Here is a 16318-nt window from a genome sequence, read left to right as displayed (position 1 = left end):
TTACCTGGCGTTACCCGGTAATTCTCATGACATCATTGAGAAATGCCACCACCATCAGGGCGAGCAACAGCATATAACCAAATGCCAGGCCCTTCTCCTGCACAAATGCCGGCAAAGGACGACCCCGCACAATTTCGAAAAAAGCAAACAGCATTTGCCCGCCATCCAGGCCGGGAATCGGAATAAGATTGAGCACACCGATACTAATGGTGATCAGCGCAATAAACTCAATGAATCGCTCGAACCCCAGGCTGGCTGATTTGCCCGCGTAGTCGGCAATGGTGACAGGCCCGCTGATATTTTTCCAGGACACCTGCCCGATCACCATTTTGCCCAGCATTTTCACTGAAAACCAGGCGGTATCAAGCGTTCTCGTGGTGGCCAGGGCCACACTTTCAAACAACCCGTAGCGCACGAATGTCATTGGATAGCCCGACTGCAACGCCACGCCGATTTTACCCTGCGAAACGCCATCGGGGCCTTTTGTCGGGCGTGGCGTTACATTGAGCGCCAGGCGCTGGCCATCGCGCAACACAACCAGCGGCACACGCTGGCCCGCATTTTTCTCGATTTCCTCGATAAATGCACGCGCATTCAGATCGGTACGAGCGCCCGCCTGTACAATGACATCCCCCTGCTTCATTCCGGCAGCCTCTCCGGCGCCGCCGGCGATAACCTGCGCAGCACTGGGCGGCGGCGCGTCAATATCGAGCCCGTTCAGCGTGGACAGATTGACCCCTTCGAGATCCTTCGGGGCCGGCAGCAAGGCGATCGTCACGTCGCGATCGCTATTGCTTTGGTCCCGCAATTGCAATGTGACCGACTGACCCAGAATCATGGGTTCCAGCAATTGTTGCTGCAACTGGGTCCAGGAATCGATGTTGCTGCCATTGATTCCGATCACCCGATCACCCTTCTTGACGCCCGCAACCTGGGCCGGGGTTCCGGCAGCCGGCGCGCCCAGGATCGCCTGAGGCACGTTGCTGCCCGCCATATACATAACCGAATAAATGAGAATGCCCAGCAACAGGCTGAAGGCCGGACCCGCAGCAAAAATCAGCATGCGCTGCCAGGGAGATTTTTCACTCATGGCGCCCTGCCAGCCGTGCCATGGCACCGGTATCGGGTTCAGCCAGGGGCTTTACGTAGCCGCCCAGCGGCAACGCCGAAATGACCCATTCCGTACCTCGGGCATCGCGCCGGCTAAGCAACACTTTGCCAAAGCCAAGTGAAAACCGTTCGACATGAACACCACAAAAGCGTGCTGCCAGGTAGTGCCCCAGCTCATGAAAAACCACCACGATACTGATCGTGACAATGAAAAAAACAATACTGGAAAGCATAATAGTCAAACCGAAGCAGGTAAAAACGCACTGGCGCGTTCGCGTATCAGGAGGTCAAGCTGGAAAACATCATCAATGTGGCCGATCGAGCTGCTCTGGCCGCTTTGCCAGTCCAGCGCCCGCTCAATCACAGCTGCAATTTGGGTGAAACGCAAGCCGCCCCGCAGAAAATGGGCGACGGCGATTTCGTTTGCGGCATTCAGGGCAATGCACTCGGCCTGCCCTGCGTGCAACGCGTCAAAGGCCAGCTTCAGACAGGGAAATCGTGCAAAATCGGGGAGCGAGAAATTCAGCTGCTGCAGCTTGCGCAGATCAAAGGCAGGCGTATTGCTTTCAATGCGCTCAGGGTATCCCATGACATAGGAAATCGGAATACGCATATCCGTGTTGCCCAACTGCGCCAGCAGCGAACCGTCAATAAACTCGACCATGGAGTGCACCGTGCTCTCTGGATGAATGACCACATCAATCTTGTCGGGCGCCAGGCCGAACAGAAAGTGCGCCTCGATCACCTCCAGGCCTTTATTGAGCATCGTTGCCGAATCCACGGAAATCTTCTGTCCCATACTCCAGTTCGGATGACGGCAAGCCTGTTCTGGCGTTACATGGTCCAGTTCGCTAATGGCTGTATCACGAAATGGGCCGCCCGAAGCAGTAAGAATCAACCGTTGTATTTGCTGCTTTTCCCTGCCATTTTGCAGGCATTGAAAAATGGCATTGTGTTCGCTATCGACCGGCAATAATTGCGCGTTATGGGTTTGCACTGTGTGCATAAATAGTGAACCTGCAGCAACCAGCGCTTCTTTGTTGGCCAGCAAAATACGCTTGCCCGCCTGCGCCGCTTCGAACGCCGAAGCCAGGCCAGCGATTCCCACAATGGCCGCTACTACACAATCTGTTTCGGGATCCCTGGCAGTTTCACACAAGCCGCGTTCACCCATCCTGATTTCAGGCAGCAGCCGCTGGGCAGGCCAGTGCTCACGAAACGCATCTACAGCGTCGACGTCAGGAACAATGACCACTTTGGCCGAAAACTCTAACGCAAGCTGAGCCAGTTTCTGCATGCGTCGCTGGGCACTGAGCGCATACACGCTGAATCGGTCTGGATGCCGGCGCACAATATCAAGGGTACTGTCGCCAATCGAGCCGGTTGCTCCGAAAATCGTAATATTCTGCATGGACTTTCTTTTCCGGAAAAGTGTTTGGGCGCAAGCGCCGTTAATGAAAATGCCGGATCAACATCCATAGCGCAAGGACCAGCGGGGTGACCGAGAGAATCGAATCGAACCGATCCCAAACTCCGCCATGTCCCGGCAAAAGATTGCTTGAATCCTTGATGCCTGCACGGCGCTTGATCAGCGACTCGTACAAATCGCCGATCATGGAATACGTTGCCAGTACAGCCCCAACCAACAGCACAAGAGGCACGGGAAAATACTGGTGCACATAGCTGGCAAAGCTGCTATCGATATACATGGTGACGAGCATCCACACGACCGCTGCAATCAAACCGCAGATCGCACCCGAGCGGGTTTTTCCCGGACTGATGGCCGGCGCCAGCCTGGCGCCGCCAAAATGCTTGCCGCCAAAATAAGCAAAGGTATCTGCACACCAGATCACGCCCAGGAACGAAAAAATGAACCAGACGCCGTGCTGTTGATGCAGCATCGCCAGAGCGAGCGCGCTCCCGCCAATAACAACAATACCAGCCAGACTGCTGAGCGTACTAACGGACGCACGCTGCGTATCGGCGCGATGCAAAATCAGCGGCACCGCCACTGTCCAGAATAGCACCCCCAAGGTGGCGACAGCAACGGCAATCGGCGTGATCCAACCGGCCCACGGCATGTCAGCGGATACGGCGCCGGTGCCAGTCACTACCGTGTCATCAAAGCCCGCGACCGCAGTCCATCCTGCTGCAAGCAGATAAACAACGGCGATAATCCTTGCCGCATTGGCCGAGGCGGTCAGGCGTAGCCATTCCCATAACGCAATGGCACTGGCGATGGCGACAAATATACGAAAGCATACCGGCGCAAAAAAAACACTGACCAGCAGCAGAACGATCAGCAGAACGACTGCGGTAATGATGCGCTGCAATAACATGCGCTCTCCTTCAGGCGGACGGGGAATTATCCGAAATTTGCGCGCTGGTTCGGCCAAATCGGCGTTCACGCCCACGATACCACTCGATGGCCCGATCCATGTCTTTGGCGCCGAAATCGGGCCAGTAACAGTCGGTAAAATATAATTCGGTATAGGCAAGCTGCCAGACAAGAAAATTTGAAATGCGACTCTCGCCGCCAGTGCGAATGAACAAATCCGGTTCGGGCGCCCAGTTCATACATAGATATTCGCTAAGCATCTGCTCGGAGACCTGCGCTGCATCCTGAGCCAATTCCGGGTGCGCCTGCAGCATTTTGCGAAATGCCTGCAGGATATCCCAGCGTCCTCCGTAGTTTGCCGCAATAGTCAACGTCAGGCCGGTGTTGCCGTTGGTGGTGGTTTCGGCATCACGAATCAGTTTCTGCAAATAAGGCTCAAAGGGTGAAAGATCACCCACTACCCGCAATCGAACGTTATTGCTGTTCAGACGGGAAACTTCCTTTTCCAGCGCCTGCACAAAAAGCTTCATCAACAGCGACACCTCTTCTTGCGGCCGGCGCCAGTTTTCGGAACTGAAGGCAAACAAGGTCAGGTAATCAATACCATTGGCACCGCAATATTCCACAACCCGCCGCACCGCCTGCACGCCTTTTGCATGACCTGCTGTTCGCGGCATGAACCGGCGTGTTGCCCAGCGCCCGTTTCCGTCCATAATTATTGCAATATGCCTGGGGATGTTGCCGGTCTCTGGAACGCAGAGTGTGGAACTTGGATTCATGAGTTGATCTATTCAGTTAAAAACAATGCCGTCGGAAAGGTGCCGGCACGATCAAACCGTCATGATTTCGGCTTCTTTCTGTGTAACAACCTTGTCGATTTCAGCAACAAAGCGGTCAGTCATTTTCTGGATGACATCCTGAGCGCGACGATCGTCATCTTCAGAAATCTCCTTGTCTTTAAGCAATTTCTTGAAGCCGTCATTGGCATCGCGACGCAGATTGCGCACTGCAACCTTGGCATCTTCGCCTTCGCTCTTGACGACTTTGGCCAGGTCACGGCGACGCTCTTCGGTCAGCGCCGGCATGGGAACGCGGATCGTCTCGCCCATACCTACCGGATTGAGACCCAGATCGGACTCGCGAATCGCCTTTTCAATCGGGCCCGCCATCTGTTTTTCCCAAGGCTGGACGCTCAGTGTACGTGCATCAACAACATTGACCGCGGCGACCTGGCTGACCGGCACCGCAGAGCCGTAATAGTCCACATTGACCTGATCCAGAATGCCAGCGTGCGCACGACCAGTGCGGATTTTGGACAGGTTTGTTTTAAGGGTGTCCAGTGATTTGTTCATGCGGCTCTCGGCCGATTTCTGCAATTCGGAGATACTCATTTCTTTCCTTTATACGTGTACAAGCGTGCCTTCATCTTCACCGCAAATTGCGCGGGCAAGCGCGCCCGGTTTGTTGATATTGAACACCTTGATAGGCAGTTTCTGGTCGCGACAAAGCGCAAATGCTGTAGCATCCATGATTTCCAGGCGACGCGTAATAACTTCGTCAAAACTGATACGGGAATAGCGCGTAGCGGTGGGATCCTTGTTTGGATCAGCTGAATAGACACCATCGACCTTGGTCGCTTTCAGGACGATTTCTGCGCCTATTTCTGCGCCGCGCAAAGCCGCAGCCGTGTCGGTCGTGAAAAACGGATTACCGGTGCCGGCCGCAAAAATGACGACTTTTTTCTCTTCCAGGTAACGCAGCGCCTTGGGGCGGATGTAGGGTTCGATGACCTGGTCAATATTCAGGGCCGATTGCACACGGGTGACCACGCCATGCGCCTTGAGCGCATCCTGCAGCGCGAGCGCATTCATTACTGTAGCCATCATCCCCATATAGTCGGCGGTTGCGCGGTCCATTCCCTGGGCGCCGGGCGCTACGCCCCGGAAAATATTGCCGCCACCGATCACGATGGCCAGCTCCACGCCCATGCGGGAAACTTCAGCGATTTCACCGGTCATGCGATTGATGGTGCTGCGGTTGATGCCATAGGCGTCGTCGCCCATTAACGCTTCACCCGAAAGTTTTAAAAGCACACGTTTGTATTTGCTGCTCATGGCCGAACTACCTTTGAAAATTGACACGCTATTGTAACCACTCTGGCTATGACATTTACGGAATTCAAAAAGAATCCCCTTAAAAGGGGATTCTTTGCACTGACAACCCGTAAGTGATCAGGTGGTCTGTATTGGACGACTGTTTTATAAACGGTGACGCCAGCGGCCCAGCCGCAACACGCAACCGCAATAATGAGAAGTTAGTTACCGGCAGCGGCAGCGGCTACTTCTGCCGCAAAGTCAGTCGTTTTCTTCTCAATGCCCTCGCCAACAACAAACAGAGAGAAGCGATTGATGCCGCTCTTTTTCTCTTTGAGCATTTGCTCAACGCTTTGCTTGTCATTTTTAACGAAAGGCTGGTTCATCAATGTCACTTCCTTGAGGAATTTAGCGACAGAACCTTCGACCATTTTGGCAACGATCTCGGCAGGCTTGCCTGATTCAGCTGCTTTCTGCTCAGCAACAGAACGCTCGGCATCGATATCAGCCTGAGCAACACCGCATGCATCCAGCGCTTTAGGCTTGGTCGCAGCAACGTGCATGGCCAGGTCTTTACCCACTTCGGCATCACCCTTATAGTCAACCAGAACGCCGATACGGCCGCCGTGAACATAGCTGGCCAGTTGGTCTTCGGTCTCGAAACGGGTGAAGCGGCGAATGGCCATATTTTCACCAACTTTGCCGACCAGCGCAGCGCGCGTGGTTTCAACCGTACCCTCGCCCATTGGCAAGTCGGCCAGGGCCGCAACATCGGCAGGGTTCTTTTCAGCAATCAGTTGAGCAACGCTATTGACAAAATTGATGAAATCTTCATTTTTGGCAACAAAGTCTGTTTCGCAATTGACTTCAACAACGGCGCCGGTTTTTGCGTCCTGGGCAATATACAGGCCGATGAGGCCTTCAGCAGTCACGCGCGTAGCGGCTTTGCTGGCTTTGCTACCCAATTTGACACGCAGAATTTCTTCTGCACGTGCCATATCGCCCTCTGCTTCGGAGAGGGCTTTTTTGCATTCCATCATGGGGGCGTCGGTTTTTTCCCGTAACTCTTTGACCATTGAGGCGGTAATCACAGCCATGATAACTCCAGTTAAATTTATTAAACGATCCTGCGATGGCAGGAAAGAGAAGCGACCCGGAACAGGCCCGTGCCACTCGAAACGGTGACAATAGCAGGCGCGGATGACATGATAGCGGCAAACCACGCTGCAGGTATTGACGAATTTGACGAATGCGCCCGTGAGCTACGGGCGCATTGTGCTGCAGTAAAACTTAGTTGTTTTCCGGTACTTCTTCGACGAACTCTTCTTCACCTTCGACAATGGTTTCAACCACGCCGTTCAGGTTCTGCTCGCGGCCTTCCAGAACTGCGTCCGCAATGCCTTTTGCGTACAGCGCGATCGCTTTGGCAGAGTCATCGTTACCTGGGATAACGTACTCAACACCATCCGGAGAGTGGTTGGTATCGACCACGGCGATAACGGGAATACCCAGTGTGCGGGCTTCCTGAATGGCGATTTTGTGATAGCCAACGTCGATTACAAACAGCGCGTCAGGCAAGGTGTTCATATCCTTGATGCCGCCGATGGATTTGTTCAGCTTGTCCATTTCGCGGTCGAACATGAGGCCTTCTTTCTTGCTCATGCGCTCTTTGCTGCCATCGGCAACAGCGGCTTCCATGTCCTTGAGACGCTTGATGGACGTTTTGACCGTTTTGAAATTGGTCATCATGCCACCCAGCCAGCGGCTGTCTACAAAAGGCATACCGCAGCGTGCCGCTTCTTCGGCAATAATTTCACGGGCAGCGCGTTTTGTTCCCACGAGCAGGATGTTGCCGCCACGTGAGGCAATTTGGCGTGCAAATTTCTGGGCTTCCAGAAAGTTGGCAACGGTTTTTTCCAGATTGATAATATGGATTTTGTTACGGTGGCCGAAAATGTACTGAGACATTTTAGGATTCCAGTAACGGGTTTGGTGGCCAAAGTGCACACCAGCTTCCAGCATTTCACGCATTAATGACATGATTTATAACTCCAAAGGGTTAAGTTCCAGCACCGTCTTGATATTGATTTTGTTGTATATAATCAACACCCTAGGAAAAACGGCGCGCTATTAAAATAAAAAACAAACTTTGCTGACATTTTTTTCAGCACTTCTTTCCCATCGCCTGCCTTAACCTACCATTGGTAGTGAGGGTCTGAGGTTACCCAGCCCGGTGGCCGATTTTGCGAATCAGGGCTATTGCCCTGTACACTATGCAATAACGCCTGGCAGCCTTCCAGCAGTCCCAACGAGCAACTCCTGTACCACTAAGGGTGCCCATGAGCTACTATCATGAGCTACTTACCCTGAGCTACTACTTTCAGCCACTCCCGAGTACCTCTGAGCCACCAGCCAACCATCAGATCCGGTAGCCAGATCCGGCGGCTTTTACCAAAGATTCGCCAAACAAATCCGGGAAAGCCTATAATTCTACTATTATTTCACTCATTTACTCAAGCAGTTATGGCCACACTCACAAATCAGCAGGACATCAATGCCATGCGGGCAGCCTGCGAAGACGCCGCCCGGGTCCTTGATCATATCGCTCCGCAGATTAAACCGGGCATCACCACCGGTCAAATTAACCAAATCTGTCACGACTTCATGACAGAGCTGGGTGTCGAATCGGCCACTATCGGCTATCAACCGCCAGGCTACCCCCCCTTTACCGGCGCAGTGTGCACTTCGGTCAATCATGTCATTTGTCATGGCATCCCGGGGGACAAAAAGCTCAAGTCGGGCGATGTGCTCAATATTGATGTCACCATTATCAAGGATGGATGGTTCGGCGATACCAGCCGCATGTTCTACGTGGGTGCCCCGTCCATTCTGGCCCGGCGCCTGACCGACATTACCTATGAATGCATGTGGCTTGGTATAGAACAGGTGCGTCCTGGCGCAACCCTGGGCGATATCGGTCACGCGATTCAAAAACACGCTGAAAGCAACGGTTTTTCCGTTGTTCGGGAATATTGCGGTCATGGTATCGGCCAGCGCTTTCATGAAGACCCACAAGTGCTCCACTATGGCAAACCCGGCGAAGGCCTTACCCTGAAACAGGGCATGGTCTTCACGATCGAACCCATGATCAACGCCGGCCGCCGGGAAACGAAGGTATTGGCCGACCAGTGGACGGTCGTCACCCGCGACCACAGCCTGTCTGCCCAGTGGGAGCATACACTGATCGTGACCGAGAACGGCTACGATGTATTGACACGCTCGCCGGGCATGCCCGCCCCGCCCGCTTTCGTCAAGAGCCTGCCCTGACTGCCAGTCTGCCCGCCATGAGGCCCGAAGGACATTCATGAACATTGTGAGCCCGGCTATCGCGATCCGCAACCGTTTGCAGGCGCTGAAAACGCAGGCCCTGGACAATTACCGCCAGCACCGCTCGCGTCCAGACTCATTGCTGGTGGCGCTCAGAAAACACACCGACCAGGCCATGAAGGAGATGGCAGCCAGCTTTCCCTTGCCGGCCGGCGCCAGCCTGTGCGCCATCGGAGGATATGCCGCGGCGAACTGTTTCCCTATTCGGATATTGACCTGCTTATTCTTTTGCAGCGAGCGCCCGAGGATGGCGACAAAGTACTTCTGGAGCAATTCGTATCGTCCTTATGGGACCTGGGCCTGGATATCGGCCATAGCGTGCGGACCATTGACGAATGCCTGAGCGAGAGCGCCGCCGACATCACGATTGAAACCGGCTTGCTTGAGTTGCGTTTCATTCTGGGCAATCGCAAGCTTGTATCCACGCTGCAGACGCGGTTTCGCGAACAATTGAATCCCCAGGATTTCTTTCTGGCCAAGCAGCTCGAGTTACAGCAGCGATATGCACGTCACAGTGACACACCCTATTCGCTTGAACCCAATTGCAAGGAGTCCCCAGGGGCTTTGCGCGACCTGCAAATGATCCGCTGGATCAGTCTTGCGGCAGGGCTGTCCGGCAGTTGGCGCGATCTGGTCGCACACGGCATGATGACGCGCGACGAAGCCGCCAAATGCGCCAAGGCCGAACAGGCTTTCAAGCGCCTGCGCATAGACCTGCATCTTCTTGCGGGAAAACGTGACGATCGCCTGATGTTCCACAACCAGCCGCTGTTGGCCGAGGTGTACCGCATCAAGGCCACCGATACGCGCGCCCGGGCGAAATCCTCATGCAGCGCTATTACTGGGCGGCCCGAATCGTCTATCTGATGAACCACATCATGATGCAAAGCTTCCGGGAGTACTTTTTCCCGGTCAAAGATTGCAGCGTCATGATCGATGAAGATTTCTGCCGTGTCGGCCAGCAGCTTGATCTTGTCGCAGACGATGCCTTCGAGCGAAAGCCGCAGTTGCTTCTTAAAGCCTTTCTGGTATTGCAGCAACATCCAGAAGTCAATGACATGTCGGCCAAACTGCAACGACAAATCTGGAGCTCACGTCATCGGATTGACGCGCAGTTTCGCCGCAACCCGGTTAACAAATGGCTGTTTCTGCAGATACTGCAACAGCCCACCGGTATTGTGCACAGCTTCAGGCGAATGACCATGCTCAGCATTTTGCCTCAGTACATTCCGGTGTTTCGGAAAATCGTGGGACAAATGCAGCACGACCTGTTTCACGTCTACACCGTAGATCAGCACACGCTGATGGTGATCCGCAATATCCGTCGCTTTACCATGCCTGAACATGCGCAGGAGTATCCTCTGGCCAGCCGGCTGATAGCCGACATGGACCAGCACTGGCTGCTGTACGTGGCCGCCCTGTTCCATGACATCGCCAAAGGACGTGGCGGCAATCACTCGACGCTGGGCGCATTGGAAGTACGTAAATTCGCCCGCGATCATAATCTGGATCCGCAGGATCGTGCGCTGGTGGAGTTTCTGGTAGAGCACCACCTGACCATGTCTGCGTTTGCCCAGAAACGGGATCTGTCCGAGCCCTCGGTCATACAGGAATTTGCCGATATTGTTGGCACGGAACGCCGCCTGACCGCTCTTTATTTGCTGACGGTCGCCGATATTCGCGGCACCAGCCCCAAAGTGTGGAACGCATGGAAAGGCAAACTGCTTGAAGACCTGTACCATTACACGTTAACGGCCCTGGGAAGCAATGTATTTGACCGGCAATCGGTACTGACGCAGCGCAAGAACGACGCGATCGCGCTTGTGCGTTTTTCGGGCATCAGCGACGAGGACCGGGATCGCTTCTGGAATACCCTGGATGTGGCCTATTTTTTACGGCATGAAGCCAGAGATATTGCCTGGCATACCCGGCTTCTGTACCGCATGCTGCCGCAGGTTGGAGCTGAGGTCCGTGCGCGCCCTACCGAAAACAACGAAGGCATTCAGGTGATGGTGTACACACCCGATCGCCCCGATCTGTTTGAGCAAATCTGTTCCTACTTCTACGAACAGCGCATTGATATTCTGGACGCCCGCATTCACACGACGCGCCAGGGCTACGCGCTGGACAGTTTCGTGGTGGACAGCGCAGCCATTGATGCAGACATCCGTTCCAACGTGCCGCTGATCGAGCATGGCTTGCGTAATCGGCTGAATGAACCGCTACCGACCCAGAACGAACCTCTGACCCTGAAAAGCAACCGCTATGTCGTGGGCGCCAATATTCGCCGCTCGCGCACATTTCCGCTGGTACCCCTGATTGAACTTTTACCTGATGAAAACAGTCAATATTGGCGATTGTCAATTACAGCGATGGACAGCCCTGGTATTCTTTATGCGCTTGCCAACACCTTCAAGCGACATCAGATTAACCTGCAAATGGCCAAGGTCATGACGCTGGGCGATCGCGTCGAGGATATTTTCATTCTTGGTGGCAGCGCCCTGGATAACCCCCGCACCCAGATGCAGTTCAAACGTGATTTACTGACCGCCATCAACAACCTGACTGCGCAGAAATAGACAACAATGAGCATCAATGAATATATCCTGATTTTCAGCCGCAGCTTTTTGTTTGTACTTGCCACGCTGCTGCCCATCGTAAACCCGCCGGCAGTTGCGCCTATCTTCCTGACCATGACCGAAGGGGCCAGCGCCTCAACCCGCAGGCAACTGGCCAAACGCATTTCAGTCAACGTTTTTGTGATGCTCACGCTTGCTGCGCTGTTCGGCAATATGGTATTGAGTTTTTTCGGTCTCTCGCTGCCCATTGTCCGTGTCGGTGGCGGCCTGCTGGTTGTGGCCAGTGCCTGGCAACTGGTCAATGCCAAAGATCCGGATACCGATGCCCATGAAAAGCTGGTGGAAAACTATTCACAGGAAAAAGTAAAGTCCAGCGCTTTTTACCCCCTCACCTTCCCGATCGCCTGCGGGCCAGGCAGTATTTCTGCGGCCATTACCGTAGGGGCTTCGTTTGATTTTATCAGCGCAGGCGCGGGTGTCATGAGTGTGAGTGCCATGATCCTGGCCGTGATCAGCGTTAGCGCTATCCTGTTTTTCTGCCTGCGTTTTGCCGCGCGCTTTCTTGCCCGCCTGGGCGCTTCAGGGACGGCCGTCTTCATGCGACTGTCCGCTTTCATTCTGCTGTGCATCGGCGTCCAGATTATGTGGGACGGCGCGCACGAGTTGATCATGCGCCTGTTTGCCGATATTTATTCAACCTACTCCAGAACTTCTCTATGACCCAGTCTCGCCTGAATCTTATTGCCCTGCTCTGCCTGCTTGCATTAGCTGTTGCGCTCGTCAGCCAGCATGTTTTCAATATGCCGCCTTGCGCGTGGTGTGTGTTACAGCGGCTCATTCTATTGGTCATCGCTGCCGTTTGCCTTCTGGGCAACCTGGTTCCTGGGGCAGTCACGCGTGTGGCGGCACTGCTATCGTTCGCGCTGTCGATCGCCGGCATCGTGGCGGCGTGGTATCAGCATACGGTAGCATCAGAAATGGTCTCTTGCGATCGCACATTTGCCGATATTTTCATGTCCAGAACGACCGGACTTGATGGCCTGGCGCCCTGGCTTTTCGGCATTTATGCCACCTGCATGGATGCAAGGTGACCGTATTCGGGGTTGAGTACGTCCTGTGGGCGCTACTGTTGTTTATCGTATTACTGCTATTGAGTGGTTACGCTTTGTTCGGGAAAACGCAGCACGCTTCCCGCCTTGCATAACAGCGCCGGCCGGACACAAATGGATCAGATACAGCTTTAGTGATGTCCGGTAGGCGCATCCGAAGCCAACACATTATGCGCCAGGCGCCGATCCTGTTTCATGCCGAACCATAATCCGGCCTGACCCAGAATAGCGGCACAGGCGAGCACTGTAAACGCCGTCAGGGCGGGATCATCGCCAAGTCCGACCAGTGATGTACAGATAGCTCCCACCAACATTTGCGTAAAACCATACAGACCTGCAGCTGAGCCTATCAGATGGCGATCAACACTCAGCCCTTGGTGAGGGCGGCCGGGCTTGCAATACCGGCGCCGATGGCAAATACGAACATGAGCGTGGTCACGCTCGCGATATGCAGCATATCGGCCAGGGTTAAGGCAAGCAGCAGCAGGGCCGCCACGACACTGAGCGCATTGCCGCCAATTAGCAGTCGCTCCAGCGAATAGCGACCGATCAGCTGCCGCGTTGCGGCATTGCCTAGCGATAGCCCAACGATCAACAGAGCCAGATAGATACCTACTTCCTGCACAGATCGATGCAGATCGCTGGTGACTATGAAGGGCGCGGCTGCAATAAAGGAATAAATAGCCGTTGTGGCGCAACCCCCGCCAAATGCATAAGCCAGAAACGAAGGAGAACGCAGCAGTGCTTTGTAGTCTGCGGCCAGAGCGGCCGGCCGCACTTTGCCGGTTGGCGTGCCGGTTTCCGGCAACAATCGCCAGGTGGAAAGAAAGGTAAATACACCCAGCAAAACGAGCGCATAAAAAACTGCCCGCCATCCGAAATGAAAGGTAAGAAACGACCCGAACAAAGGGGCCAGGCCGGGCCCGGCCATCATGATCAGATTGAGCAGCGCCTGATCCTTGACCGCACTGTCTCCTGTCGCCGTATCACGCACGATGGCCCGTCCCAGCGCCAGGCCGGCGCATCCGCCCAACGCCTGAAACAACCGCGCCAGTACCAGCGTAGATTCGCTTTGCGAGAAGGCAGCTGCCGCGCCGGCCAGCACATAGATCGACAAGCCGGCAAGCAGCAACGGGCGACGACCAAATCCGTCCGATAGCGGACCATAGACCAACTGGCCGAAAGCCAGGCCGAGAATATACAAGCTGATCGTCATTTGCATGGCGCTCATGCTGGCACCAAGATCGGCTGCCGCATCCGGCATGGCCGGCACAAACATATGCATGGCCAGCGTACCACTCAAGGTTATCAGCACCAGCAGCCACAATGGCGCGCGTATGACGTTTTTTTCAGCCATGAGAATCAGCGTCGTCCTCATCGGACCAGAGTGCACCGTCCAGCGATTCCAGCGTGACCAGAAGCTGTTGCAATACCGATCGGGTTATTTCCAGATCTGCGACGTCAATGTCCCGAAACAGGCGACGCCGGCCCTCGTGCACTACCCGCTCGACGCTGGATACCGTTTGCCGGCCAGCATCGGTCAGATGGATGATTTTTTCACGCCGATCCGTGCCTTCCAGACGCTGGATATAACCCGCAGTTTGCAGGCCATCGAGCAGACGCACCACTGACGAGCTGTCCAGCCCCATCAGCGCGGCCAGATCCTTTTGACGCAATGGCTCTGTCGCCCTTGCAATGTACAGCAACGGCAACCAGGTTGCTTCGGTCAGCCCCAAAGGCTGCAAGCGACGATCCAGCGCCTTGCGCCACTGACGATTGATTTGTCCTGAGATAGACAGAAGCACCCGTCTGAAATCCGGTTTTGCGCTTGTATTTGAAAGAGACATAAATGACTTACCAATAGATGATATGTCAATTATATTCCTAAAAATGCCCAACAGCAACGAACTGAGCCGCCGCAGCATATGAAAGAGTGCTTTGGAATAATATCTGTGGTCTGCAACGGTGGGGGGACGGCATCCTTTTGCTATGCCGATAACGTCGCTTGTTGACCAGATGCGTAGTGCCCGGTATCCCCACAAGCCCTACGATATATGAATAGCGTCCCTGCCCGTTTGTGCAGGCAGGGACCAAGGTGCACGCAACGATTACACGTTGGCTGCGTAACCCATATTAAATTGCAGGCCGCCCACCGCCTGACCTTCCTTGACCTGATGCCTGGTCAGGCGCAGCCTTTCCAGGTAAGCGCTATCAACATCACCCGTGATGTACTGACCGTCAAAGCAGGAGGCTTCAAATTGCGTGAGCGCCGGATTCAAATCCGAAATGGCCGCTTTCAGATCCGCCAGGTCCTGATAAACCAGGCCGTCTGCCCCGATCTCGGCAGCGACCTCTTCAGGCGTTCTGCCGTTAGCGATCAGATCATCCTGGGTTGGCATGTCAATACCGTAGACATTGGGAAAACAGACAGGCGGCGCGGCGGATGCGAAAAACACCTTTCTGGCGCCTGCTGCCCTTGCCATATCGACAATCTCGCGACTGGTCGTGCCACGCACAATGGAGTCATCCACCAGCAGCACATTTTTGTCCTTGAACTCAACGCTCATGGCGTTCAGCTTCTGGCGGACCGATTTTTTGCGCACCGCCTGCCCAGGCATAATAAAGGTGCGACCGACATACCGGTTCTTGATGAACCCCTCACGATACTCAAGCTTGAGCTTGGAGGCTAGTTGCATGGCGGCCGGCCGGGACGAATCGGGAATCGGCATCACAACATCTATTTCCCGCAAGCGCAACTGCCTGGCAACTTTGTCGGCCAGGTACTCACCCATCTTCAGGCGCGCATTGTAAACATTCACGCCATTAATAGTGGAGTCGGGACGGGCAAAATAAACATATTCGAAAATGCAAGGCGTGAGCACCGGATTGTCGGCGCATTGCTGCTCGTGCACATTACCATCCAGATCAATGAACACCGCTTCGCCTGCGTCGATGTCGCGGACGAAATCAAACCCACTACCCTCCAGCGCAACCGATTCAGAAGCCACCATCCACTCCGCGCCCAGCTCCGATTCAAACTTGCCCAGGCAAAGTGGCCGGATGCCGAAAGGATCGCGGAACGCCAGCAGGCCATATCCGGCAATTTGCGCAACTACCGAGTATGCACCCTTGACCCGCCGATGCAATGCCGCGACAGCGTTGAACATGGCGGCAGGATCCAGACTACTGCCCTTGGCCGCAGACTGCAGTTCATGCGCCAGCACATTGAGCAGGACTTCAGAATCCGAGTTTGTGTTGATATGGCGCTGATCTACCTTGAACAGCGACTCGCGCAGCTCACGCCAGTTGGTCAGATTACCATTGTGCGCAAACGTAATGCCAAAGGGCGCATTGACATAAAATGGCTGCGCCTCTTCCAGAGAATCGCTGGAACCGGCAGTGGGATAACGTACCTGCCCGATACCGGAATGGCCGGGCAGATCGCGCATATTACGAGTGCGAAATACGTCGCGCACCAGGCCATGGGCCTTGTACATGTTGAAGTGGTTGCCGTAGGCAGTCGCAATGCCGGCTGCGTCCTGTCCACGATGTTGCAGTAACAGCAGACTGTCGTATACCAGTTGATTCACTGGACCGCGCCCGACGATACCGATAATTCCGCACATAAAAAGCCTATCCTGAAAAATACGAGAGAGAAAACGAAAAGATGAAACTAATAAGGTAAATATGAACCGATGCTAT

The 16318-nt window shown here is 54.5% G+C and carries 13 protein-coding genes and 3 pseudogenes; 4 read left to right on the top strand and 12 right to left on the bottom strand.

The features are described from left to right. Window positions 1–10 precede the first annotated feature (10 nt). From rseP to rpsB, 9 genes are all read right to left on the bottom strand, one after another. Window positions 11–1090 (bottom strand): RIP metalloprotease RseP, encoded by a 1080-nt coding sequence (gene rseP, locus TKWG_RS09435; protein ID WP_014750618.1) that lies wholly within the window; start codon window positions 1088–1090, stop codon window positions 11–13. Beyond that, complete coding sequence (locus TKWG_RS25960; RefSeq protein WP_014750617.1) at window positions 1083–1343, bottom strand: site-2 protease family protein; 261 nt, start codon at window positions 1341–1343, stop codon at window positions 1083–1085. The genes rseP and TKWG_RS25960 overlap by 8 nt, the downstream gene beginning before the upstream one ends. Before the next feature lie 5 nt (window positions 1344–1348). Then, window positions 1349–2521, bottom strand: a complete 1173-nt coding sequence (dxr, locus tag TKWG_RS09430) for a 1-deoxy-D-xylulose-5-phosphate reductoisomerase (protein ID WP_014750616.1) — start codon at window positions 2519–2521, stop codon at window positions 1349–1351. 40 nt (window positions 2522–2561) lie between these two features. Then, the gene (locus TKWG_RS09425; protein WP_014750615.1) at window positions 2562–3449 is read right to left on the bottom strand and encodes a phosphatidate cytidylyltransferase; all 888 of its coding nucleotides are present in this window, start codon (window positions 3447–3449) and stop codon (window positions 2562–2564) included. Between the two features lie 10 nt (window positions 3450–3459). Beyond that, window positions 3460–4227, bottom strand: a complete 768-nt coding sequence (locus tag TKWG_RS09420; protein ID WP_041709281.1) for an isoprenyl transferase — start codon at window positions 4225–4227, stop codon at window positions 3460–3462. Window positions 4228–4278: 51 nt separating this feature from the next. Further along, window positions 4279–4839 carry a ribosome recycling factor gene (gene frr / locus TKWG_RS09415; RefSeq protein WP_014750613.1) on the bottom strand — a complete coding sequence of 187 codons (561 nt, stop codon included), beginning with the start codon at window positions 4837–4839 and terminating at the stop codon, window positions 4279–4281. A 9-nt stretch (window positions 4840–4848) separates the two neighbouring features. Further along, entirely contained in the window at window positions 4849–5562 is a 714-nt protein-coding gene (gene pyrH / locus TKWG_RS09410; RefSeq protein WP_014750612.1) for a UMP kinase, read from the bottom strand. 200 nt (window positions 5563–5762) lie between these two features. After that, window positions 5763–6638, bottom strand: a complete 876-nt coding sequence (gene tsf / locus TKWG_RS09405; RefSeq protein ID WP_014750611.1) for a translation elongation factor Ts — start codon at window positions 6636–6638, stop codon at window positions 5763–5765. 193 nt (window positions 6639–6831) lie between these two features. Further along, complete coding sequence (gene rpsB / locus TKWG_RS09400) at window positions 6832–7581, bottom strand: 30S ribosomal protein S2 (RefSeq protein ID WP_014750610.1); 750 nt, start codon at window positions 7579–7581, stop codon at window positions 6832–6834. A gap of 483 nt (window positions 7582–8064) precedes the next feature. Here rpsB and map point away from each other — a divergent pair, with 483 nt between their 5' ends. From map to TKWG_RS09380, 4 genes and pseudogenes are all read left to right on the top strand, one after another. Continuing rightward, window positions 8065–8868, top strand: coding sequence for a type I methionyl aminopeptidase (map, locus tag TKWG_RS09395; RefSeq protein WP_014750609.1), 804 nt, complete (start codon window positions 8065–8067; stop codon window positions 8866–8868). Window positions 8869–8905: 37 nt separating this feature from the next. Beyond that, a pseudogene (locus TKWG_RS09390) lies at window positions 8906–11507 on the top strand ([protein-PII] uridylyltransferase). Between the two features lie 6 nt (window positions 11508–11513). Then, the gene (locus tag TKWG_RS09385) at window positions 11514–12227 is read left to right on the top strand and encodes a MarC family protein (RefSeq protein WP_014750606.1); all 714 of its coding nucleotides are present in this window, start codon (window positions 11514–11516) and stop codon (window positions 12225–12227) included. Then, window positions 12224–12711: pseudogene (locus tag TKWG_RS09380) on the top strand (disulfide bond formation protein B). The gene TKWG_RS09385 and the pseudogene TKWG_RS09380 overlap by 4 nt, the downstream one beginning before the upstream one ends. Before the next feature lie 36 nt (window positions 12712–12747). Here the strand turns inward: TKWG_RS09380 and TKWG_RS09375 are convergent. The 3 genes and pseudogenes from TKWG_RS09375 to purF form a co-directional block, all read right to left on the bottom strand. After that, window positions 12748–13973: pseudogene (locus TKWG_RS09375) on the bottom strand (multidrug effflux MFS transporter). Then, window positions 13966–14421 (bottom strand): MarR family winged helix-turn-helix transcriptional regulator, encoded by a 456-nt coding sequence (locus TKWG_RS09370; protein WP_050981712.1) that lies wholly within the window; start codon window positions 14419–14421, stop codon window positions 13966–13968. The pseudogene TKWG_RS09375 and the gene TKWG_RS09370 overlap by 8 nt, the downstream one beginning before the upstream one ends. A gap of 303 nt (window positions 14422–14724) precedes the next feature. After that, the gene (gene purF, locus TKWG_RS09365; protein WP_014750601.1) at window positions 14725–16242 is read right to left on the bottom strand and encodes an amidophosphoribosyltransferase; all 1518 of its coding nucleotides are present in this window, start codon (window positions 16240–16242) and stop codon (window positions 14725–14727) included. Window positions 16243–16318 lie beyond the last annotated feature (76 nt).

Source organism: Advenella kashmirensis WT001, from assembly GCF_000219915.2.
In the GTDB taxonomy this organism is placed as follows: domain Bacteria; phylum Pseudomonadota; class Gammaproteobacteria; order Burkholderiales; family Burkholderiaceae_B; genus Advenella; species Advenella kashmirensis.
This window is presented reverse-complemented; position numbering and strand designations above follow the sequence as displayed.

What these genes read in the sequence shown, in the direction of transcription:
- dxr (WP_014750616.1), bottom strand. Translation starts at nt 2,521, where the DNA reads ATGCAGAATATTACGATTTTCGGAGCAACCGGCTCGATTGGCGACAGT.
- tsf (WP_014750611.1), bottom strand. Translation starts at nt 6,638, where the DNA reads ATGGCTGTGATTACCGCCTCAATGGTCAAAGAGTTACGGGAAAAAACC.
- TKWG_RS09425 (WP_014750615.1), bottom strand. Translation starts at nt 3,449, where the DNA reads ATGTTATTGCAGCGCATCATTACCGCAGTCGTTCTGCTGATCGTTCTG.
- frr (WP_014750613.1), bottom strand. Translation starts at nt 4,839, where the DNA reads ATGAGTATCTCCGAATTGCAGAAATCGGCCGAGAGCCGCATGAACAAA.
- TKWG_RS25960 (WP_014750617.1), bottom strand. Translation starts at nt 1,343, where the DNA reads ATGCTTTCCAGTATTGTTTTTTTCATTGTCACGATCAGTATCGTGGTG.
- pyrH (WP_014750612.1), bottom strand. Translation starts at nt 5,562, where the DNA reads ATGAGCAGCAAATACAAACGTGTGCTTTTAAAACTTTCGGGTGAAGCG.
- rseP (WP_014750618.1), bottom strand. Translation starts at nt 1,090, where the DNA reads ATGAGTGAAAAATCTCCCTGGCAGCGCATGCTGATTTTTGCTGCGGGT.
- TKWG_RS09385 (WP_014750606.1), top strand. Translation starts at nt 11,514, where the DNA reads ATGAGCATCAATGAATATATCCTGATTTTCAGCCGCAGCTTTTTGTTT.
- map (WP_014750609.1), top strand. Translation starts at nt 8,065, where the DNA reads ATGGCCACACTCACAAATCAGCAGGACATCAATGCCATGCGGGCAGCC.
- rpsB (WP_014750610.1), bottom strand. Translation starts at nt 7,581, where the DNA reads ATGTCATTAATGCGTGAAATGCTGGAAGCTGGTGTGCACTTTGGCCAC.
- TKWG_RS09420 (WP_041709281.1), bottom strand. Translation starts at nt 4,227, where the DNA reads ATGAATCCAAGTTCCACACTCTGCGTTCCAGAGACCGGCAACATCCCC.
- purF (WP_014750601.1), bottom strand. Translation starts at nt 16,242, where the DNA reads ATGTGCGGAATTATCGGTATCGTCGGGCGCGGTCCAGTGAATCAACTG.